This window comes from Enterobacter sp. D2 (genome assembly GCF_034427575.1).
GTDB lineage: Bacteria > Pseudomonadota > Gammaproteobacteria > Enterobacterales > Enterobacteriaceae > Enterobacter > Enterobacter cloacae_M.
Window position 1 is genome coordinate 1,313,107 of sequence record NZ_JAXQPP010000001.1, and the last position, 23,425, is coordinate 1,336,531.

General features: G+C 60.0%; 7 protein-coding genes. 4 read left to right on the top strand and 3 right to left on the bottom strand.

Features of this window, described 5'->3' with window-relative positions; all coding sequences use genetic code 11:
* The first annotated feature begins 27 nt into the window (after window positions 1-27).
* From SPG90_RS06435 to SPG90_RS06445, 3 genes are all read left to right on the top strand, one after another.
* Entirely contained in the window at window positions 28-16,038 is a 16,011-nt protein-coding gene (locus tag SPG90_RS06435; RefSeq protein ID WP_416208403.1) for an Ig-like domain-containing protein, read from the top strand.
* A 176-nt stretch (window positions 16,039-16,214) separates the two neighbouring features.
* Window positions 16,215-18,395 carry a type I secretion system permease/ATPase gene (locus tag SPG90_RS06440; protein ID WP_248200993.1) on the top strand — a complete coding sequence of 727 codons (2,181 nt, stop codon included), beginning with the start codon at window positions 16,215-16,217 and terminating at the stop codon, window positions 18,393-18,395.
* Entirely contained in the window at window positions 18,392-19,567 is a 1,176-nt protein-coding gene (locus SPG90_RS06445) for an HlyD family type I secretion periplasmic adaptor subunit (RefSeq protein ID WP_029740549.1), read from the top strand. Before SPG90_RS06440 ends, SPG90_RS06445 begins: the two co-directional genes overlap by 4 nt.
* Window positions 19,568-19,602: 35 nt before the next feature.
* Here SPG90_RS06445 and SPG90_RS06450 read toward each other — a convergent pair whose 3' ends face one another.
* Window positions 19,603-20,487: a hypothetical protein gene (locus SPG90_RS06450; RefSeq protein WP_032668361.1), complete on the bottom strand. Its 885-nt coding sequence runs from the start codon at window positions 20,485-20,487 to the stop codon at window positions 19,603-19,605.
* A 275-nt stretch (window positions 20,488-20,762) separates the two neighbouring features.
* Here SPG90_RS06450 and SPG90_RS06455 point away from each other — a divergent pair, with 275 nt between their 5' ends.
* The gene (locus SPG90_RS06455; protein ID WP_045399155.1) at window positions 20,763-22,226 is read left to right on the top strand and encodes an EAL domain-containing protein; all 1,464 of its coding nucleotides are present in this window, start codon (window positions 20,763-20,765) and stop codon (window positions 22,224-22,226) included.
* 29 nt (window positions 22,227-22,255) lie between these two features.
* Here the strand turns inward: SPG90_RS06455 and SPG90_RS06460 are convergent, their stop codons facing one another.
* Together SPG90_RS06460 and SPG90_RS06465 are read right to left on the bottom strand one after the other, a co-directional pair.
* The gene (locus SPG90_RS06460) at window positions 22,256-22,528 is read right to left on the bottom strand and encodes a DUF883 family protein (protein WP_126303265.1); all 273 of its coding nucleotides are present in this window, start codon (window positions 22,526-22,528) and stop codon (window positions 22,256-22,258) included.
* Window positions 22,529-22,647: 119 nt separating this feature from the next.
* Complete coding sequence (locus SPG90_RS06465) at window positions 22,648-23,316, bottom strand: epoxyqueuosine reductase QueH (protein ID WP_064790976.1); 669 nt, start codon at window positions 23,314-23,316, stop codon at window positions 22,648-22,650.
* Between the last annotated feature and the right edge of the window lie 109 nt (window positions 23,317-23,425).

Genomic DNA, 23,425 nt, shown 5'->3' on the forward strand with positions numbered 1-23,425 from the left:
AGCGGTTCTGCCGAGGCGAACCTGCTGGTGGATACCGTACTTCCGCAGGTCATTATCAATACGTTTGCGGGCGACAACCTGGTCAATAACGCCGAAGCGGGCGTCGATCAAACCCTCAGCGGTCGCGTTACCGGCGCGGCGGCGGGCGATACCGTCTCCATCACCGCAGGCGGCAAGAGCTACACCGCAACGGTTGGGAGCGATCTGACCTGGAGCGTGAAAATCCCGTCAGCGGATCTTCAGGCGTTCGGCGACGGGGATTTAACCTTCACCGCGTCCGTCACCAACGGGCACGGCAATACCGGCACCGGCGAGCGTGATATCAATATCAACGCGGAGCTGCCGGGCCTGCGCGTGAACACCATTTCCGGCGATGACGTGATCAACGCCATAGAACAGCAGCAGGATCTGAGCGTCACCGGCTCCAGCACCCATCTGGCCGCGGGCACGCAGATTATTGTCACCATCAACAGCGTGGAGTACGTCACCGCGGTTAACGCCAGCGGCAGCTGGCAGATTGGCGTTCCGGCGGCGGACCTGCAGGCCTGGACGGCGGGCGGCATGACGGTTAGCGTCAGTGCGGTAGATGCCTGGGGCAATCCCGTTGCGGCTGAACACCCGATTGAACTGGATCTGAACGCCGTGGCGGTCACCATCGATACCGTCTCCGGCGACGATCTGCTGAATGCGGCAGAAAAAGGCGCCGATTTAACAATTTCCGGCCAGACGCAGGGCGTGGAGGCGGGGCAGACCGTGGTGGTGAAATTCGCCGACCAGACCTTCACCGCGCTGGTGCAGCAGGACGGCTCCTGGAGCCTGACCGTGCCCGCCAGCGCCATGGAAACCCTGATTGACGGGCGCGCGCAGGTGAGCGTCAGCGTCACTAACGTCAATGGCAACAGTGCCGACGCGTCGCGCGTGGTCACGGTGGATACGCAGCCACCGGCGATTACGCTCGATAACCTGACCGCCGACAACATCATCAACGCGGCTGAAGCGCAGCAGGATTTAGCCTTAAGCGGTACCAGCACTGCGGAAGCGGGCCAGACGGTCACCGTGACGCTGAACGGCAAAACGTATCAGACCACGGTTCAGGCGGACGGTACGTGGCAGCTGAGCGTGCCTGCGGCTGACGTGGGTGCCCTGACGGACGGCATTGTGACCGTGACGGCCACCGTGAGCGACGTGGCGGGCAACACCAGCAGCGCCGACCGCGTGGGTCTGGTGGACGCGACCGTGCCGCAGGTGACCATCAACAGCTTTGTCACCGACACCAACACCGTTAACCAGCTCGCCCATTCACAGGCGCAGGTCCTGAGCGGCTCCGTCACCGGCGCGGCAGCGGGCGATTTGGTGACCATCACCATTAACAGCATCGATTACACCACCGTGGTGGATGCGGCGGGCAACTGGAGCCTTGGCCTGCCGGCGTCCGTCGTGCAGGGGCTGGCTGACGGCACCTGGACAGTTGACGTCTCCGTGACCGACAGATCCGGCAATACCGGAAGCAGTTCGCTGGATGTGGTGGTGAATACCGTGACGCCTGTCATCGGTATCAACACGCTGGCGGCGGACGACGTGATTAACGCGACCGAGAAAGGCGAAGATCTGCAGATTTCCGGCACCAGCAACCAGCCGGAAGGCACGACTATTACGGTGACCCTGAACGGCATTCAGTACACGGCCACCGCTGACGCCAGCGGCAACTGGAGCGTGACCGTACCGGCGGCAAACGTGCTGGCGCTGGGCGAAGCGAATTACACCGTGACGGCGAACGTCACCGATAGCGTAGGCAACAGCGCCTCAGCCTCACACGATGTGCTGGTAGACAGCTCGCTGCCGGTGGTGACGATTAACACGCTGGCGGGCGACAATATCGTTAACGCGGCGGAAGTGGCGGCAGGGCAAACCCTGTCCGGTAAAGTCACGAACGCGGCGCCAGGTGACACTGTCACGATTATCCTTGGCGGCCAGACATACACGGCTACCGTGCAGGACGATATGACCTGGAGCCTGCCGTTAAGCGAGAGCCAGTTCACCGCGCTCGGCAACGGGGATCTCACCGTATCGGCAAGCGTCACCAACGCGCACGGCAATACCGGTTCCTCTTCGCTCGACTTCACCATCGACGCCCAGCTTCCGGGACTGCGTATTGATACGGTCGCAGGCGACGACGTGATCAACGTGATTGAACACGCGCAGAACCTGATTGTGTCCGGCACCAGCACCGATCTGGCGGCGGGCAGCGCCGTGACCGTGACCATCAACGGCAAAGCCTATTCCGCAACGGTGCTGGCGGACGGCACCTGGCAGGCAGCGGTACCGGCGGCGGACGTGTCCCAGTGGGCGGATGGCTCGCTGGATATCAAGGCAAGCGCGCAGGATGCTTCTGGCAACCCGGTAACCATCGGGACCGTCGTGGACGTCGATCTCGCGCCGGTCGCCATCACCATCAACAGCGTGACCGACGACAACGTGCTTAACGCGGCGGAAAAAGGCCAGGATCTGGTGCTGTCCGGCACCACTTCCAGTGTTGAAGCGGGCCAGACCGTGACCATCACCTTCGCAGGGAAAACCTACACCACGACGGTGGATGGCAACGGCGACTGGACCTGGACCGTTCCGGCTGCCGATCTGAGCGGCCTGAAAGACGGCGACGCCAGCGTTCAGGTCAGCGTCATCAACGTGAACGGCAACGCCGCGTCTTCGGCGCAGGCATTCAGCGTCGACACCACCGCGCCGACGGTTACCATCAACACCATCAGCGGCGATAACATGCTGAATGCGGCAGAGGCGGCGCAGGATCTGACCCTGAGCGGGACCTCTACTGCCGAAGCGGGTCAGACGGTCACCGTGACCTTCAACGGCAACCAATATAGCGCGCAGGTGCAGGCGGACGGCAGCTGGACGCTGGACGTGCCTGCGGCGGATCTGGCAGGCATTACCGATGGCAGCGCGGCGGTCACGGCATCCGTGTCCGATAAAGCAGGTAACCCGGCCAGCGCGGGCTCTTCGGTGCTGGTCGACACCACCGTACCGCAGATTTCGTTCAACATCGTTGCGGGCGACGACGTCGTGAATATTGCCGAGCACGGCCAGGCGCTGATCGTCTCCGGCAAGGTCACGGGCGCGCAGGCGGGTGACGTGATTACCGTGACCCTGAACGGCAAAGACTACACCGCCATGCTGGACGCGTCCGGCAGCTGGAGCGTGGGCGTTCCGGCGGCGGACGTGGGTGCGCTGGTCAACGGTGAGCAGACGATTTCTGCGACCCTCACCGACAAAGCCGGTAACAGCACCACCGCGACGCACGAGTTTGACGTCTCCCTGACCGCGCCGGTCATTGCCATCAATACCCTGGCGGCTGACGACGTGATCAACGCGACAGAGAAAGGCCAGGATCTGCAGGTGTCCGGCACCAGCAACCAGCCGGACGGAACCACCATTACGGTGACCCTGAACGGTATCAGCTATACGGCCACCACCGACGCCAGCGGCAGCTGGAGCATCACCGTTCCGGCGGCAAACGTCTCCGCGCTGGGTGAAGCAAGCTACGTGGTGACGGCGAGCGTAACCGACGCGGCGGGCAACAGCGCGAGCACCGGCCACAGCGTGCTGGTCGACAGCTCGCTGCCGCAGGTCACCATCAACCCTGTCGCCACGGACGATGTCATTAACGCAGCGGAAGTGGCTGCCGGGCAGACTCTGAGCGGGAAAGTGAGCGGCGCGGCGAGCGGTGACACTGTCACTATTTCAATCGGCGGCAATACCTGGACCGCGACGGTTCAGGACGATTTGAGCTGGTCGGTCAACGTGCCGTCCACGGTCTTAACCGCCATCGGGAACGGCGATCTGACCGTGTCAGCCAGCGTCACCAACGGCCACGGCAACACCGGAACCGGCGAGCGCGAAATCGTTATAGACGCTAACCTGCCTGGCCTGCGCGTGGATACCGTAGCGGGCGACGACGTCATCAACAGCATTGAGCACGCTCAGAACCTGATTATCACCGGCTCCAGCGAAGGCCTGGCAACGGGCGCGGCGTTAACGGTGACCGTCAACGGCAAAACCTACGCCGCAACCGTGCTGGCGGACGGCACCTGGACGGCGGCTATTCCGGCGGCAGACGTCAGCGCGCTGAATGCGGGCACGGTCACCGTGACCGTGGAAGGCCAGAGCGCGGCGGGTAATCCGGTTTCCATCAGCCACGACGTGAAGGTGGATCTGGCGGCAGTCGCCATCAGCATTGACCCGATTGCCTCGGACGACGTAATCAACGCGGCGGAGAAAGGCGCGGACCTGGTGCTGTCCGGCTCCACCACCAACGTGGAAGAAAACCAGACCGTCACCATCACCTTCGGCGGTAAGTCGTACACCGCGACGGTCGATGCCGACGGCAACTGGACGGCTACCGTGCCGTCTGCCGATTTGGGCAGCCTGAAGGATGGCGATGCCAGCGTGCAGGTGAGCGTCACCAACGTGAACGGCAACAGCGCGTCGGCAGGCCGCGAGTACAGCGTGGACGCGACCGCGCCGACGGTGTCTATCGAGATTGTCAGCGACAACAACATCATCAATGCGGCCGAAGCGCAGCAGGATCTGGTTATTAACGGCGTGACCAACGCCGAAGCGGGCCAGACCGTCACCGTGACGCTGAACGGCGTGGACTACACCACCACCGTGCAGGCAAACGGCAGCTGGAGCGTGACCGTGCCGACCGCGGATCTGAGCGGCATTACCGACGGCAACTACACCATCAGCGCCGCCGTGTCTGATAAGGCGGGCAACCCGGCCTCTGCGGATCGCGACGTGCTGGTCGATACCACCGTCCCGCAGCTGACCATCCACACCGTTTCCGACGACGACGTGATCAACAGCGCCGAGCATGCGCAGGCACTGATTGTCACCGGTTCCGTGACCGGCGCGGCGGCGGGCGACGTGGTCACCGTCACCCTCAACGGCAAATCCTACACCGCCACTCTGGATGCCTCAGGCAACTGGAGCGTGGGCGTGCCTGCGGCGGACGTTACCGCGCTGGCCGCCGGAGATTACACCATTACAGCGGCGCTGACCGATAAAGCGGGCAACAGCAACAGCGCCACGCACGGCGTAGAGGTGAATCTGACCGCGCCGGTGCTGACCATTGACACCGTTTCCGGTGACGATGTGATCAACAACGCCGAGAAAAACCAGGATCTGACTATATCCGGTACGGCTTCCGGCCTGGCGGCAGGCGCGGTGGTGACCGTGATGCTGAACGGCAAAGCGTACAGCGCGCAGGTGGACAATAACGGAAAATGGACGACTACCGTTCCGGCGAACGAGGTCGGTCAGCTGGGCGAGGCGCTTTATACCGTCACCGCCTCAGCGACGGACAGCGTCGGCAACAATACCAGCACGTCGCACACCGTGAACGTGGAATCCGTTCTGCCGGGCGTGATCGTCAACACCATTGCGGGTGACGACGTCATTAACGCGGCGGAGCTGGCAGCCGGGCAGACCATCAGCGGTAAGGTGGTGAATGCCGAAGCGGGCAACACCGTGACCGTGACGATTGGCGGTAACAGCTACACCGCAACGGTGCAGAGCGATCTCACCTGGTCCGTGAACGTGCCGTCCGACGTGCTGACCGCGCTGGGCAACGGTGATTTGACCGTGTCAGCCAGCGTCACGAACGGCGTGGGCAATAGCGGAACGGGCGAGCGCGAAATCGTGATAGACGCTAACCTGCCGGGCCTGCGCGTGGATACCGTGGCGGGTGACAACGTGATCAACAGCATCGAACACGGGCAGAACCTGATTATCACCGGCTCCAGCGACGGGCTGATGGCAGGCGCGGCGCTGACCGTGACCGTAAACGGCAAAACCTATCCGGCGACCGTGCTGGCGGACGGCACCTGGAGCGCGGCGATCCCGGCCGCGGACGTGGGTGCGCTGAATGCAGGCACGGTCACCGTGACCGTTGCGGGCCAGAGCAGCGCCGGTAACCCGGTTTCCATCAGCCACGATGTAACGGTGGATCTGGCGAGCGTTGCCATCAGCATTGACGCCATCGCCACCGATGACGTGATTAACGCGGCCGAGAAGGGCGCGGATCTGGTGCTCTCGGGGGCGACCTCAAACGTCGAAGAAAACCAGACCGTCACCATCATCTTCGGCGGCAAAAGCTACACCGCGACCGTAGGCGCCGACGGCAAGTGGACGACCACGGTGCCAGCGGCAGATCTGGCGGGTCTGAAAGACGGCGACGCCAGCGTGCAGGTGAGCGTCACCAACGTCAACGGCAACAGCGCCTCGGCGGGCCTCGAGTACAGCGTGGATGCGACCGCACCGTCCGTGACCATCAATACCCTGGCGACGGACGACATTCTCAATGCCACCGAAGCGAAGAGCGATCTGACGGTTTCCGGCACCAGCACCGCCGAAGCGGGCCAGACGGTGACCGTGTCGCTGAACGGCAAAGACTACACCACAACCGTCAGCGCGGACGGCAGCTGGACGCTCAACGTCCCGGCGGCCGATGTTGCGGCCCTGACGGACGGCAGCGTGACCGTTACCGCATCGGTAAGCGACAAGGCGGGCAACCCGGCGTCGGTGGATCACAACCTGGCGGTAGATATCACCGTCCCGGCGGTGACCATCAATACCGTGGCGGGCGATGACGTGATTAACATCGCAGAACACGGCCAGGCGCAAATCATCAGCGGCACCGCCACCGGCGCGGCAGCGGGCGATAAGGTCACCGTCACCATCGGCGGCCAGACGTACACCACCGTGCTTGACGCGGCGGGGAACTGGAGCGTGGGCGTACCGGCGAGCGTGATTTCCGGCCTCAGCGACGGCACCGTAACCGTCACTGCGTCCGTCACCGACGCGGCGGGCAACACCGGTACCGGCACGCATAACGTGACCGTTGATACCGGTCTGCCATCGGTGGCCTTCAACGCCATCAGCGATGACAACGTCCTGAACGCGGTAGAAAAAGGTCAGGATCTGAGCGTCAGCGGCACCAGCGCCAACCTGGCGGAAGGCACCGTGGTGACCGTGACCCTCAACGGTAAAAACTACGCGGCGACGACCGCGGCAGACGGCACCTGGAGCCTGACGGTTCCGGCAGCGGATCTGGCCGGTCTCGGCCAGGCCAACTATACCCTGAACGCGACCGCCACCAACGGCGTGGGCAACAGCGTGAGCAACACCGCGAACCTGCTGGTGGACACCGCGCTGCCAACGGTCACCATCAACACCGTGGCGGGCGATAACGTCATTAACGCGGCGGAAGTGGCGGCAGGCCAGACCCTGAGCGGCACCGTGGCGAACGCCGAAGCGGGCAATACCGTCACCGTCACCCTTGGCGGCAACAGCTACACCGCAACGGTGCAGAACGATCTGACCTGGTCCGTGAACGTGCCGTCCGACGTGCTGACCGCGCTGGGCAACGGCAGCCTGAGCGTAACGGCGACCGTCACCAACGGCCACGGCAACACCGGCACCGGCGAGCGCGAGATCGCTATCGACGCTAACCTGCCGGGCCTGCGCGTCGACACCGTCGCGGGTGATGACGTGATCAACACCATCGAGCACGCGCAGAACCTGATTGTCACCGGTTCCAGCGACGGGCTGGCGGCAGGCACGGCGCTGACCGTCACCGTCAACGGTAAAGACTATGCGGCCACGGTGCTGGCGGACGGCACCTGGAGCGCGGCGATCCCGTCCACCAACGTGAGCGCGTGGCCGGAAGGCACCGTCAAAATCAGCGTGACCGGCGACAGCTCTGCGGGCAATCCGATCACCATCAGTCACGACGTGACGGTGGATCTGGCGACCGTTGCCATCAGCATCAATGCCATCGCCACCGACGACGTAATTAACGCGGCGGAGAAGGGCGCGGATCTGGTGCTGTCCGGTGCGACCACCAACGTGGAAGCCGGGCAGACCGTGACCATCAGCCTGAACGGCAAAATTTATAGCGCGACAGTAGACGACAGCGGCAACTGGACCTACACCGTACCGTCTGCGGATCTGGTACACCTCAAGGACGGCGACGCCAGCGTGCAGGTGAGCGTCACCAACGTCAACGGCAACAGCGCCTCGGCGGGCCGCGAGTACAGCGTGGATGCGACCGCGCCGTCCGTGACCATCAACACCCTTGCGGCTGACGATATTCTGAACGCCGCAGAAGCGCAGTCCGATCTGACCGTATCCGGCACCACCACCGCCGAAGCGGGCCAGACCGTGACCGTGACGCTGAACGGCAAAGACTACACCACAACCGCAGGCGCGGACGGCAGCTGGACGCTGAACATCCCGGCGGCCGATGTTGCGGCCCTGACGGACGGCAGCGTGACCGTCACCGCAAGCGTCAGCGACAAGGCGGGTAACCCGGCGTCCGTTGATCACAACCTGACAGTGGACGTCACCGTTCCGGCGGTGACCATCAACACCGTGGCGGGCGACGACGTGATTAACCTTGTTGAGCATGGCCAGGCGCACATCATCAGCGGCACCGCCACCGGCGCGGCAGCGGGCGATAAGGTCACCGTGACCATCGGCGGCCAGACCTACACCACCGTGCTGGATGCCGCGGGGAACTGGAGCGTGGGCGTACCGGCGAGCGTGATTTCCGGCCTCAGCGACGGCACCGTGACCGTCACGGCGTCCGTCACCGACGCGGCGGGCAACACCGGTACCGGCACGCATAACGTGACCGTCGATACCGGCCTGCCGTCCGTTGCCTTCAACGCCATCAGCGGCGATAACGTGCTGAACGCGGTGGAAAAAGGTCAGGTTCTGAGCGTCAGCGGCACCAGCGCCAACCTGGCGGAAGGCACCGTGGTGACCGTGACCCTGAACGGCAAAAACTACACGGCCACGACGGCGGCAGACGGCACCTGGAGCCTGACCGTTCCGGCAGCGGATCTCGCGGGTCTGGGCGAAGCCAACTACACCCTGAACGCAGCCGCGACCAACGGCGTGGGCAACAGCGTCAGCAATACGGCGACCCTGCTGGTGGACACCGCGCTGCCGACCGTTACCATCAACACCATTGCGGGCGATAACGTCATCAACGCGGCGGAAGTGGCCGCGGGCCAGACCATCAGCGGCAAGGTAGCGAACGCGGAAGCGGGCAATACCGTCACCGTATCCATTGGCGGCAATACGTACACCGCGACGGTACAGAACGATTTGACCTGGTCCGTTAACGTGCCGGAATCCGTCCTGACCGCGCTGGGCAACGGCGATTTGACCGTGTCGGCGACCGTCACCAACGGCCACGGCAACACCGGCGCGGGCGAGCGCGAAATCACTATCGACGCCAGCCTGCCGGGCCTGCGCGTCGATACCGTGGCGGGCGACGATGTGATCAACAGCATCGAGCACGGGCAGAACCTGATCGTTACCGGCTCCAGCGACGGGCTGGCGGCAGGCACCACGCTCACCGTGACCGTCAACGGCAAAACCTATGCGGCCTCCGTGCTGGCAGACGGCACCTGGAGCGCGGCGATCCCGGCGGCAGACGTCGGGGCCCTGGCTGCGGGCACGATTACCGTGACCGCTGCAGGCCAGAGCGCGGCGGGCAACCCGGTGACCATCAGCCATGACGTGACCGTCGATCTGTCAGCAGTGGCTATCAGCATCGATGCGATTGCCACCGACGACGTGATTAACGCGGCGGAGAAAGGCGCGGATCTGGTCCTGTCCGGCACCACCTCGAACGTGGAGCAAAACCAGACCGTTACCGTCATCTTCGGCGGCAAGACGTACACCGCGAAGGTGGATGCCGACGGTAACTGGACGGCCACCGTGCCGTCTGCGGATCTCGCGGGCCTGAAGGACGGCGATGCCAGCGTGCAGGTGAGCGTCACCAACGCGCACGGCAACAGCGCCTCGGCGGGCCGGGAGTACAGCGTGGATGCGACCGCGCCAGCCGTGACCATCGATACGGTCGCAGGCGATAACGTGATTAACGCCAGCGAAGCGGCTGCGGGCGTGGCCATTTCCGGCACCACCACGGCGGAAGTCGGTCAGACGGTCACCGTGACGCTGGGCGGTAAGAGCTATACCGCGCAGGTGCAGCAGGGCGGTATCTGGAACGTGAACGTGCCGGGCACAGACCTGTCCGCACTGGCGGATAACGGCTACTCCGTGCAGGTCAGCGTGAGCGACACCGCGGGTAACCCGGGCAGCGCGGGCAAAGCGATTACGCTTGATACCACGCCGCCGACCGTCAGCTTTAACGACGTCGCGGGCGATAACGTCATTAACAGCGTGGAGCACGGGCAGGCGCAGATCGTCAGCGGCACCGCAACCGGCGCGAGCGTCGGCGATAAGCTGGTCATCACCATCGGTTCGAACCAGTACACCACCACCGTTGACGCCAGCGGTAACTGGAGCGTGGGCGTGCCGGCCAGCGTGATTTCCGCGCTGAACGACGGCACCGTGACCCTCAGCGCGACGATTACCGACAGCGCGGGCAACAGCAGCACCCAGACCCACGATGTGGTAGTGAACACCGCCTCCGTGGCGCTGACCATCAACACCGTTAGCGGAGATGACGTCATTAACGCGGCTGAAGCCGGTTCGCCACTGGTGATTAACGGCTCCAGCGCCCAGTTAGCCAGCGGTACGCAGGTCACCGTGACGCTGAACGGCAAGAGCTATACGGCCACCATCCAGAGCGACGGCAGCTGGACGACCACCGTTCCGGCCGCCGACGTGGGCGCGCTGGCCGATGGCGCGAGCTATCAGGTATCCGTGTCGGCGCAGGACAGCGCGGGCAACAGTGCGTCGGCGACGCACGGCATCAGCGTGGATACTACTGCGCCGGTTGTGAGCATTGCGACGCTGTCGGCTGACGATATGCTGAACGCGGCAGAAGCACAGCAGCCGCTGACCGTGCGCGGCTCTTCCAGCGCGGAGGCGGGTCAGACCGTTACCGTGACGCTGGGCGGCAAATCCTACACTGCCACCGTCGCGAACGACGGCACCTGGACGCTCGACGTGCCGGCGGCAGACCTGGCCGCCCTGAGCCAGGGCGCGCTGACGGTGACCGCCTCGGTCAACGATAAAGCGGGTAATAACGGCCAGACCACTCACACCTTAACGGTTGACACCGTCGCGCCAACCGTGACCATCAGCACCGTGGCCGATGACGATATCGTCAACAACGCGGAGCAGGTGGCGGGCCAGACCATCAGCGGCACCACCACGGCGGAACAGGGCCAGACGGTGACCGTCTCCTTCAACGGGCACAGCTATCAGGCGACCGTCGGGGCGGACGGATCCTGGTCGGTCTTCGTGCCGGGCCGTGATTTCCTCGGCCTGAGCGACGGGGATTACACCATCACCGCTTCGGTAAGCGACAGGGCGGGCAACCCGGGCAGCGCGACGCACGACGTGACGCTGAACGGCGATGTCCCAACCATCACCATCAACACCTTTGCGCAGGACGATATCGTCAACGCCGCCGAGCACGGTACGCCGCTGGTCGTCAGCGGTACCACCGACGCCCCGGCGGGCCAGACGGTGACCATTACGCTGAACGGCAAAACCTACACGGCGACCGTCCAGAATGACGGCACCTGGAGCTATACGGTGGGCAGCGCAGACGTGACCGCGCTGGCGGACGGCGGTTCGTACGTCATTAACGCGCAGGTCAGCAACACCATCGGCAACAGCGGCAGCGATAACCACACCGTCACCGTGGATCTCACCGCGCCGTCGATGGGCATCAGCATTGACTCGCTGCAAAACGACACCGGCCTGAGCGCGACTGATTTCATCACCAACGATGCTCAGGTGGTGGTCAACGGCTCGCTGACCGCGCAGCTCGGCAATAACGAGAAGGCGCAGATCAGCCTCGACGGCGGCACCACCTGGATTGACCTGACCGTGACCGGCACCACCTGGCGCTACACCGATGGCCGCACCCTGACGGACGGTACGTATCAGTACCAGGTGCGCGTGATCGATAACGCGGGCAACGTGGGGGCGACGGACAGCCAGGACGTGGTGATTGACCTGACCATGCCTGTAGCAACGACGATTACGGTTGATTCCATCACCCAGGATACGGGTCTGTCCGGCAGCGACTTTATCACCAGCGACAACCAGATCAGCCTGAAAGGGACGCTCGGCGCGGCGCTGGGCAGCGGCGACCACGCGCAGATCAGCCTCGACGGCGGCGTTACCTGGATAGACGTCAGCGTCAGCGGCCTGAGCTGGACCTATGTCGATGGCCGCACGCTGGCCGACGGGGATTATAACTACCAGCTGCGCGTGATTGACGACGCGGGCAATATCAGCGCCACCGCCAGCCAGGTGGTGACCATTGATACGGTTGCGCCGGACGCCAGCAAAACCATCGCCATCGACAGCATCAGCGACGATACCGGCCTGAGCAGCAGCGACTTTGTCACTAACGATACGTCCCTGACGCTGCACGGCTCGCTCGGCGCGACGCTGGCCGACGGCGAGTATGCCCAGATCAGCATCGACGGCGGCGTCACCTGGCAGAACGTGATCGTCACCGGCAACAGTTGGTACTACGTCGATAGCCGCACGCTGGGTAACCAGACCTATGACTACTACGTTCGCGTGGTGGATGCCGCCGGCAACGTGGGGGCCAGCGCCCATCAGCAGGTGACCGTCGATACGGTCGCCCCGGATGCGGCGATTACGGTGACCGTGGATAACATCACCGTGGATACCGGCTTCGACAATAACGACTTCCTGACCAGTTCGACCTCGTACACACTGCAAGGAACGCTCGGCGAAGAACTCGGCGCGGGTGAATTCGTGCAGGTGAGCATGGACGGCGGCAGCACCTGGGTGTACGCCACCGTCAGCGGTACGCAGTGGAGCTACAGCGACACCCGTACCCTGACCGACGGCAGCCATAACTATCAGGTGCGGGTCGTTGACCAGGCGGGGAACGTCGGGGCAACCACCTCGCAGGCGGTGACGGTGGATACGCAGGCGCCGCAGTACGGCGTCACCATCGACAGCATCAGCGAAGATACCGGCCAGTCCGGGAGTGATTTCATCACCATGGACACCACGCTGACCATCAACGGTTCGCTGGGCAGCGCGCTGGCAAACGACGAGCGAGTACAGATAAGCCTGGACGGCGGAAATACCTGGCTCGATACCACGGTCACCAACCAGCGCTGGAGCTACACCGATACCCGCGATCTGCCTGACGGGGACTACACCTACCAGGTGCGGATTATCGACCAGGCGGGCAATGTGGGTTCCACCGCGTCTCAGATCGTCACGGTAGACACCACGCCGCCGACCACGGTTGGCACGGTCGTGAGCTACACCGACGGCGAAGGCGAGCGTCAGGGCACTTTTGGCAGCGCGGTGGCAACGGACGATAACTCGCCGCTGATCAACGGGACGCTCAACCGTGCCCCGGATGACGGCGAGATCGTGCAGCTCTACCGTGACGGGGTTCTGCTCGGCCAGGTGACCATGAACGGCAGCGCGAGCTGGTCCTTCCAGGACAACGGCCTGAGCGACGGGAATCACACCTACATCGTGCGCGTCACCGACAGGGCCGGAAACTACACGGAATCGGACGGGTTTGTGCTGAACGTCGATACCAGTATCCCGACCACCACGGCGGCGATTACCGCGCAGACCACGTCGGACACTACGCCGATCGTCAGCGGTACCGTCTCCGCTGACCTGGTGAACGGCGAATATCTGGTGGTGACGGTGAACGGCAAAACCTACACCTCCCAGACCGGCGGTGCGGTGGTAGTCGACCCGGATCACAACACCTGGTATCTGCAGATCCCGGACGGCGATGCGCTGAGCGTGGCGAGCTACAGCGTGACCGCGCAGGTGAAGAGCAGCGCGGGTAACGGCAATACCACGGGTACGGCGACCGGCAGCCTGGTGATTGATACCACCTCGGTGAATACCGACTGGGCAACCACGGCGGGGAACAGCAACAACTCCACCATGACCCTCGGCATGAACAGCAGCGGTCTGTGGAATATCATCGCTAACGGCCAGTCATACTCCAGCAGCGATAGCTCGACCTATGCCGGCAATACGCTGACCAATACCCGTAACTACTACGTGGTGAGCCAGACCGCCGCCGACTTTGACCGTAACGGCACGCAGGATATCTTCGCGACCGAGAACACCTACGCCGGCTCCACGCAGGTGATGTGGACCTATGATGGCAGCACCTATAACGCCAGCCAGCTGGCGATGGGCACCACCATCTGGTACGGCGGCGTGATTGCCTACGACAAAACCGGGGATGGCTATCTTGATCTGGCGTACGGCGATGCCGGTATGGACTCACTGACCTACCTGGTGAACAACAACGGCGTTCTGTCGCCGGACGGAACCGGCGGGGAAGGCGGGTTCTACGGTCAGTTCGATTCCGGGCGCGAAATTTCCGGGGTTGACCTGAACAACGACGGCACGGTGGATATTGTTCAGCACACCAACCGCAGCGGCGCGTACTCGTTAACCGTGATCAACAACAACGGTAACGGCACGCTCTCTATCGGTCAGAACCTGACCAACGTGTTTGTGGTCAACGCCTCGAATACCACCACGGCGGCGTCCATGACGTGGGCGGACTTCAACGGCGATGGCTACATGGATCTGTACCTGGGGAGCAGCTACAACAACAACGGCGGGGTGATTTACTACAACGACGGTACCGGGAAGCTCTCTGCCACCAAGAGCGCGGTGGAAGCCTCTAACGCCACGGCAGGGTATCTGTCGGTGGCGGTGGACTGGAACGGCGACGGTCAGATGGACATCATCAAGCTCAGCACCTACGGCGGCTCGCAGACGGCGACCCTGTTCACCAACAGCGGCTACGGTTCCACCTGGACCTCCAGCCAGCTGGCGTCCGGTATTGCCTACGCGACCGGCGTGGCGGCGGTGGACTACAACTGGGACGGCGCGCAGGATCTGCTGGTCTCTCAGCAGAACGGCAAGGTGGTGCTGGTGCAAAACAGCAAAACCATTGCTGACGGCACCGCGATGCACCTGCACATTGTCGACAGCGAGGGCATCAACGCCTACTACGGCAACACGGTCAATCTGTACAACGCCGCGGGCGTGCTGGTGGCCTCGCAGATCATCAACGCCCAGTCCGGTATCGGGTCGAACGATACCTCTGCGCTGGTGAGCTTCTACGGTCTGGATCCGAATGAAACCTATTCGGCCGAGATCCTGAAGATCACCAACGGCGTGTCGGATAACGTCACCTGGAGCGGTCTGGAGGCGGGCAACGGCAAAGAGGGCTACGTCCTGACGGCCGAAGCCGCCACCGGCGGCCACAGCGGGACCATCACCGGGACCGGGTATAACGACACCTTCATTGCAGAGGACGGCACCTATACCTACAACGGCTCCGGCGGCTGGAATACCCACTCCGACTACGACACCTGGAGCAACACCGGCGGGATGGACGTGGTGGATTACCGCAATGCGACCTCCGGCGTAACCGTTGATTTGCGCCTCTCAACCGCGCAGAACACCGGGTTCGGTACCACGCGACTGTTGAACATTGAAGGTATCAACGGCTCGGATTACGACGACGTTATTACCGGCAACAGCGGTGATAACCAGTTCGAAGGGCGCGGCGGAAACGACACCTTCAACATCGGCAGCGGTGGTCATGATACGTTGCTCTACAAGCTGATCAACGCCTCGGATGCGACGGGCGGTAACGGTCACGACGTGGTGAACGGCTTTACGGTCGGCACCTGGGAAGGGACCGCGGACACGGATCGTATTGACCTGCGCGATCTGCTCTCCGGCAGCGGCTATACGGGCACGGGCTCGGCGAGCTACGTGAACGGCGTCGCCACGCTGGACAGCAGCGCGGGCAATATCAGCGATTACATCCGCGTGGTGCAAAACGGCAGCAATACCGAGATCCAGGTTGACCTGGACGGTACCGGCGGTCAGTTCTCGCCAACCACGCTGGTGACGCTGAACGGCGTGCAGACGGATCTGGCAACGCTGCTGGCGAACCATCAGCTGTTAATTGCGTAAAACAACGCCGCGGGGAGCGATCCCCGCGGCCTTTTGCGTTTCTTTACATGAATAGCGATAACCCTATATTTCACAAGATTATTTTGCGGGCTCGTTTAGAGAGTGTTCGATTTTTAATCATTCCGTAAAGGTATCATTTCAGTGCGAAATTACCGCTCTGGACAGGACGTAGCATTATGAAGACACATCCACAGTACGAACCCTGGCTGCAGGGCATGCTCATCATCGCGAAGCACTACCGGCTGGATTTCTCAGCGGAGCATGTTCGGGTCACGATTAACCATGAAAGCCAGTCTCCGCGCCAGCTGGTGCTGGAGGAGATGGCGCGCCAGCTTGGGCTGGGGATGCGTATGGTGGCGGCTGAAGCGGTATCCCTCGATCCGTGGCGCCTGCCGCTGCTGGCGGAATTCACCGGCGGACAAATCGCGGTCATTAACCGCATGGACAGCGAAGGCAACGTCAGCCTGCAGTTTGGCGGCGACGCGGGGCTGGAGACCACGCTGACGCGTGACGAACTCGGGGCGCGGTTAAAAGGGCTGATGGTGCTGCGCCCGCTCGAATCCACGCCGGATGCCCGCGTGGACGACTACATCAAACCCTATGAGAAAAACTGGTTCTGGCAGCTGGCGCTGAAGGACTGGCGACGCTACAGCGACATTATGCTGGTGGCGCTGGTTGCCAACGTGCTGGCGCTCTCCGGCATGGTTTTCTCCATGCAGGTGTACGACAGGGTGGTACCGTCGCAGTCGGAAGCCACGCTGTGGGTCCTGTTTGGCGGCGTGATGATTGCCATCGTGTTCGAATTCATCATGCGCATGCTGCGCGTGCATATTTCCGACGTGGTGGGGAAACGCGCCGACCTGCGCATCTCCGAACGCGTGTTTGCCCACGCGCTGCGGATTAAAAACGGCGCGCGCTCCAAATCAACCGGATCCTTTATCGCGCAGATCCGCGAGCTGGAGTCGGTGCGCGAGCTGATCACCTCGACCACCATTGCGGCGATTTCCGATCTGCCGTTCTTCCTGCTGTTCGTCTTTATTCTGTGGATGATTGGCGGCCCGCTGGTGCTGGTGGTCCTGCTCGCCGTGCCGCTGCTGCTCATCCCCGGCCTGCTGGTGCAGCGCCCGCTGGGGAAACTCTCCAGCGAAGGGATGCGCGAATCCGCCATCCGCAACGCCACGCTGGTGGAAGCGGTGCAGGGCATTGAGGACATCAAGCTGATGCGCGCCGAGCAGCGTTTCCAGAACCAGTGGAACAACACCAACGACGTCGCCGCCAGCGTCGGCATGAAGCAGCGCTGGCTGACGGGCCTGCTGCTCACCTGGACGCAGGAGGTGCAGTCCATCGTCTATGCGGTGGTACTGCTGGTGGGCTGTTATCTGGTCATCAGCGGTGACATGACCACCGGTGCGCTGGTGGGAACCTCGATTCTGGCATCGCGCACTATCGCGCCGCTGTCGCAGATCTCAGGCGTGCTCTCGCGCTGGCAGTCGGCAAAGGTGGCTCGCAAGGGGTTGGACGACCTGATGCAGCGCCCGATTGACGATCCGCAGCACGGCAAGAAGGTGCATAAAGCCCACCTGCGCGGCGACTATAGCCTTGAGGACGTCGGGTTTTATTACGACGAGGAAGAGAAACTCACCGTGCTCAACATCAGCAAGCTGCAGATCCGCGCCGGAGAGCGCGTGGCGGTGCTTGGGCGCAACGGCTCCGGTAAAAGCACGCTGCTGCAGCTTCTGGCGGGCATGCAGGAGCCGCAGCAGGGCAGCATCCTGCTCGACGATATCGCCCTCAATCATCTGGACCCGGCCGACGTGCGTCGCGACATGCAGCTGCTCAGCCAGCAGGCCCGGCTGTTCTTTGGCTCCGTGCGGGACAACATCCTGATGGGGAACCCGTTAGCCACCGACGATGAGATTCATCAGGCGCTGGTTAACAGCGGCGCGCTGGAGTTTGTGCGCAAGCAGAAAATGGGGCTGAACTACATCATCAACGAGGGCGGGGCTGGCCTCTCCGGCGGTCAGCGTCAGGCGCTGCTGCTGGCGCGTGCCCTGATTACCTCGCCGACTATCCTGCTGCTGGACGAGCCTACCGCCTGGCTGGACGAAATGAGCGAGAAGCAGTTTATTCAGCATCTTCACAAATGGCTGGGTAAACGCCGGACGCTGGTGGTGGCGACGCATCGCCTGCCGATTCTGGACCTGGTCGACCGCATCATCGTGCTGGAAAACGGCAAGGTGGTGATGGACGGCCCGCGCGATGCGATCCTGCACCAGCACGGCATGGCGCCGCAGAAAGCCGCGCAGCGTACGGTGACCATGAAGCCGGCGGCGGTTGCAGAGGAGGGCGCATCATGAATGATTTCTCTCGTTTCAATAGCCGACTGAAGGAGCCGCGCCTGCCGCGCTCGTCGCTGGTGGCATGGTCCCTGTTCGCCCTGCTGGCGGTGTTTATCGCCTGGGCAAGCCTGTTCCACCTGGATGAAGTGACGACCGGCAGCGGCAAGGTCATACCGTCTTCGCATGAGCAGGTCATCCAGTCTCTGGAAGGCGGCATCATCCACAGCCTGATGGTGCGCGAAGGCGACATCGTGGAACGCGGCCAGCAGCTTGCGCAGCTTGACCGGACAAAAACCGAGTCGAGCGTGCTGGAGAGCGAGTCTCGCCTGAATGCGGCGCTGGCAACCGCTGCGCGCCTGAAGGCCGAGGTGAACGACACGGAGCTCGCGTTTCCGGAGGAGCTGGATGACGACGTTGAGCTGGTCAAACAGGAAACGGCGCTCTATCAGTCCCGTCGTGAAAGTCTCGAAAAAGGGCTGGCCGGGTTGCGTCAGGGCGCCGAGCTGGTGCAGCGCGAGCTGTCGTTAACCCGACCGCTAGTGACCCAGGGAGCGGCCAGCAAGGTTGAGGTGTTACGTCTTGAGCGTCAAAAAAATGAGCTTGAGAATAAAATCACCGAGATGAAAAACCAGTATTACGTTCGCGCCCGTGAAGAGCTGGCAAAAGCCAATGCGGAGATTGAGGCCCAGCGTTCAGTGATGAAAGGGCGTGAGGACTCCCTGACCCGGCTGACCTTCAATGCCCCGGTTCGCGGGATCGTGAAGGATATTGACGTCACGACCGTGGGAGGCGTTATCCCGCCGAACGGCAAGCTGATGAGCCTTGTCCCGCTTGACGATCAGATGGTGGTCGAAGCGAAAATCTCGCCGCGCGATGTGGCGTTTATTCATCCTGGCCAGAAAGCGCTGGTGAAAATTACGGCCTATGACTACTCCATTTACGGCGGGCTGGAAGGGGAAGTGACCATGATTTCGCCGGACACCCTGCAGGATGAGGTGAAAAGGGATGTCTACTACTATCGCGTTTATATCCGTACCGACAGTAACCATCTGACCAATAAGCAGGGTCAGGAATTTCCGGTCTTTCCGGGCATGATTGCTACCGTTGATATTAAAACCGGCAGTAAAACCATTCTGGATTATCTGTTGAAACCGCTGAACAAGGCAAAAGAGGCGCTGCGGGAACGATAGGGGAATGGCGTTCGGAACTCCGAACGCCTGCTGGATTATACGGTTGACGTCACGTTGTGAGCGTGGCGTCGCTCTTTAGGCACAACGTTGATGTAATGCGTAACATACGCAAAATATAAACCGGCATAATTTTCGACAAGGTCGATAAACGCCGGGTATATCGACATCCGACCATCACCACGATCTTTAAGATATCCCGCCTCTTGTGCCGATTTGATAATTCGGTTGACGTGGATGCGTGAAACAAAAAATTCTTTTGCGAGCGTGCTGGCTGAATAGTCAATGACCGCACCGTGAGCGGATTTATTTTTCATGGCCTGCAGATAGATATAAAGCATAATCATACGGCCGCCATCTTTATCAATAAATAATCCCACCTCAGGCAACACCTTTCTGAACGTTAATCCCCGAAAAAGATATTCAGCCGCGCGGCGGAAGAAGTTGTTTCTCAAAATATCATTATCCAGCAGATTAACATTAATATTAAATGCCGGATAAAGAATGCTGACGGGCAAAAAAGCGCCGGACATATAACGCTTAAGTTCATTGAGTCCTTTTTCAGTTGGCGCGATTCTCGTTTTGCGTCGATCATCCGTGCAGCGCCAGGTCCTGATGCGCCCGGTGGTTCTCAGTATCGTAATGATCGCAATCACGCTGTTGGGGCTGGCTATTTTATAGCGAGAGCATAGCTCTTTAATCTCTGAAACTGACTCGGCCTGATTTCCAAAAATAAAGCAACACATGGAGAGAATAATGTTAAATCGTGATTCCTGCAGCATTGTCTTGTAGAACAAAGGTTGTTTTTTGTAGATGGTGTCATTAATTGTGTAGTGCTCTAATATTGCCTCACCGAATCGCGGATTGTTCTTTATAACATCCCTTCGATGTAGCAAGGCCCTGGATGAGATGTGATTATCCATAGCATTTTTCTCGTATTTGAATGAGCCGATAGATGAAGTGTCCACTCTTCTTTTCGGAATTTTCATTATACCCTGAGAATAAGATGTTTGCCGTTGTTATTTGCAAAGAAAAGTACATTTAAACGACGGTGATTAACGCAAAGATGTTCCTGTGAGTTCAGCTGATATCTGTTTCTTACCCTGAGTCGGTACTGTAAAATTAATGTTTATAACAGGTGCGTTAAATTTTACGTATTCACAAATGGAAATGGCGCCTTAGTGCCCAGGAGCAGTTTATGACCCACACAATTTCTCTCAGAAATGAGGCGTGCGATGAACATAAATTTGTCATCTCCGCCTGCGGTTTTACGTTCCAGGGATATCGTCTGATCCTTAACCAGTACGGAATACAGGCTTCGCATATTCACTTTGACGGGGATGAGGCATCCCAACAGGATCTGGAAAATATCCTTATAAATCAGAGCGCTCATATTGTGGTGTTTCTCGGAAAAGGTATCGTCAGTCTCCTGGAGAGCCTGAAGCGACTGGCATCCGTGCTCAATGCACTTCCCGTTATTCGACGCGTCACCCTGTATGGCGACATACCGGATGGCTGGCTATATCGCACCCTGGGCACTCTTTTAAATAATAGTTATCAATTATCATTGATTCGCATAGCCCGCGTTTCAGATGTCGTCACTGGTTCTCAAACGCACCATCATGTTTTTAAAGATCGTTCGTACTTATTACGCGATCGCTACAAGGATAATCCTTCGCAAGACAACGTAAAATGGCTAACAAAAAGAGAGATTGACGTTTTATTAAATTTCTACCGCGGCATGTCCGTAAAAGAAATGTGCGATGAAATGGGGCTTTCTAATAAAACGGTTTATACGCACCGTAAGGAAGGCGTGCTGAAATTACGCTTAATTAAGCGGTGGTTACACGATTCGCACAATTTTAATGCGGAAAGAAGTATCAAGCGGCGGAGTCAAAATAAGGAGTTTACGGATAAGGAAGCAGAGATTTTCAATGCATTATATAAAAAAGAGATCTTCCCTGCTTATCAGATCATTACCGATCGTGACAAAAAAGGCGTAGGCTTTGAGATACTGATCCGCTGGAATAAAAACGGTAAAATTGTCAAGCCGGCCAGTTTTCTCACGGATATTTCAAACCATGAGATATGGTTAAAAATAACGGCGTTAGTCATCCATGCCGCCGTGTCCGGGATTAATAAGTATAACGGTAAATACTATTTTTCTGTGAATATTCCGCCTCGCCTGGCTTCCGGGAATGCATTGCCTGATATGGCAAAGAAAGCTATCGACATGCTGCTCAAACCGCAGTGGGCCGAGAAGCTGGTCTTTGAATTCGCCGAAGATATTGACGTGACGAAGGACAAGAGGATCCCTGAAACCATGCGGCATTTGCGTAATACGGGGTGTCGATTGTTCCTGGATGACTGCTTCTCTAATCATCAAACTATGTTCCCGGTGCGGCAGGTGCATTTTGATGGTCTTAAGCTGGATCGGGACATCGTTGAGCATTTTGTGGCAAACGACAATGACTATAACCTGATTAAAGCGATACAGATTTACAGCGACATGACCGGAACGGACTGTATTGCCGAGGGGGTTGATAGTGAAGAAAAGTTTGAAAAATTAGTCGCGTTAGGCGTCAAAAACTTTCAGGGATATTATTTATCGCGGGCCGTGAAAGAGGAAGAGTTAGACCGTATGGTCAGGATTTTTAGCTAAGAAAAAATAAAGCCCCGAAGGGCCTTTTATTATTTTCGACCCAGCAGCAGGCCGAGAACAATACCGACCGCACCCGCTGCGACGAGGCCGGTGAGTGGATTATTTCTGACAGCTTCAGTGACGTCGGAAACGGCATCGCTGGCCTGAGCGGCATACTTTTTCGCGGCACCTTTTACCTGATGTTTTGGTGAATCGACGAATTCACCAAACTGCTGCTGCGCTGAACCTGCGAGTTCATCAAATTTATTTTTTGCTTTATCTTCAGCAACCTGGGTGTTTTTATCAGTACCGAAATCAGACATTTTTACCTCCTTTTGTTGATAATTAAAGGATAGCCGCTCTTTCTGGATGTGGGAGACATAAGGCTAAATTCGGTACACGTCAGGGCTGTTTTCGGATATATCTCTATACCGGGAACCCGTTATTTCTCATTGTCATCCTGACCGTAATACAGTTTCCCGATGCGAATCAGCGGGCGTCCCTGAGACTTACGATGCAGGTTACTGTCCCTGAGTGAATAAACGCACCCGCAGTACTCCTGCTGGTAAAACTGCTCCCGCTTGCTGATCTCAATCATGCGTGAGGAGCCGCCCTGTTTACGCCAGTTATAGTCCCAGTAAACCATACCCGGATAGCGCGCGGCAGCACGCTGGCCGCAGTCATTTATCTGCTGCATGTTTTTCCAGCGGGAGATCCCCAGCGAGCTGCTGATGACGCTGAATCCATTTTCTGCCGCATAGAGCGCCGTACGCTCGAAACGCATATCGAAGCACATGGTGCAGCGGACGCCACGTTCGGGTTCCCATTCCATGCCTTTCGCGCGCTCAAACCAGTTATCGGTGTCGTAATCGGCATCAACAAACGGCACGCCGTGTTTTTCCGCAAACCGAATATTTTCCTCCTTCCGAATGAGGTATTCCTTCTGCGGATGGATATTGGGATTGTAGAAGAAAATCGTGTAGTCAATCCCCGACGCCTGGATAGCCTCCATCACTTCACCCGAGCAGGGGGCGCAGCAGGAATGCAACAGCAGCCTGTCGGCACCGTCGGGCAGGGTAAGTTGTGGGCGAATAAAAGGGGCTGTCGTCATGGCATTCTGCAATATGTTTATGAAATTTATGGAAGGGTAGCATAAATTCAGAATCTGTTGAGGCGGGATAAAGGCAGGACAGAGCGATCCCGCAGGGCGGGATCTTCTC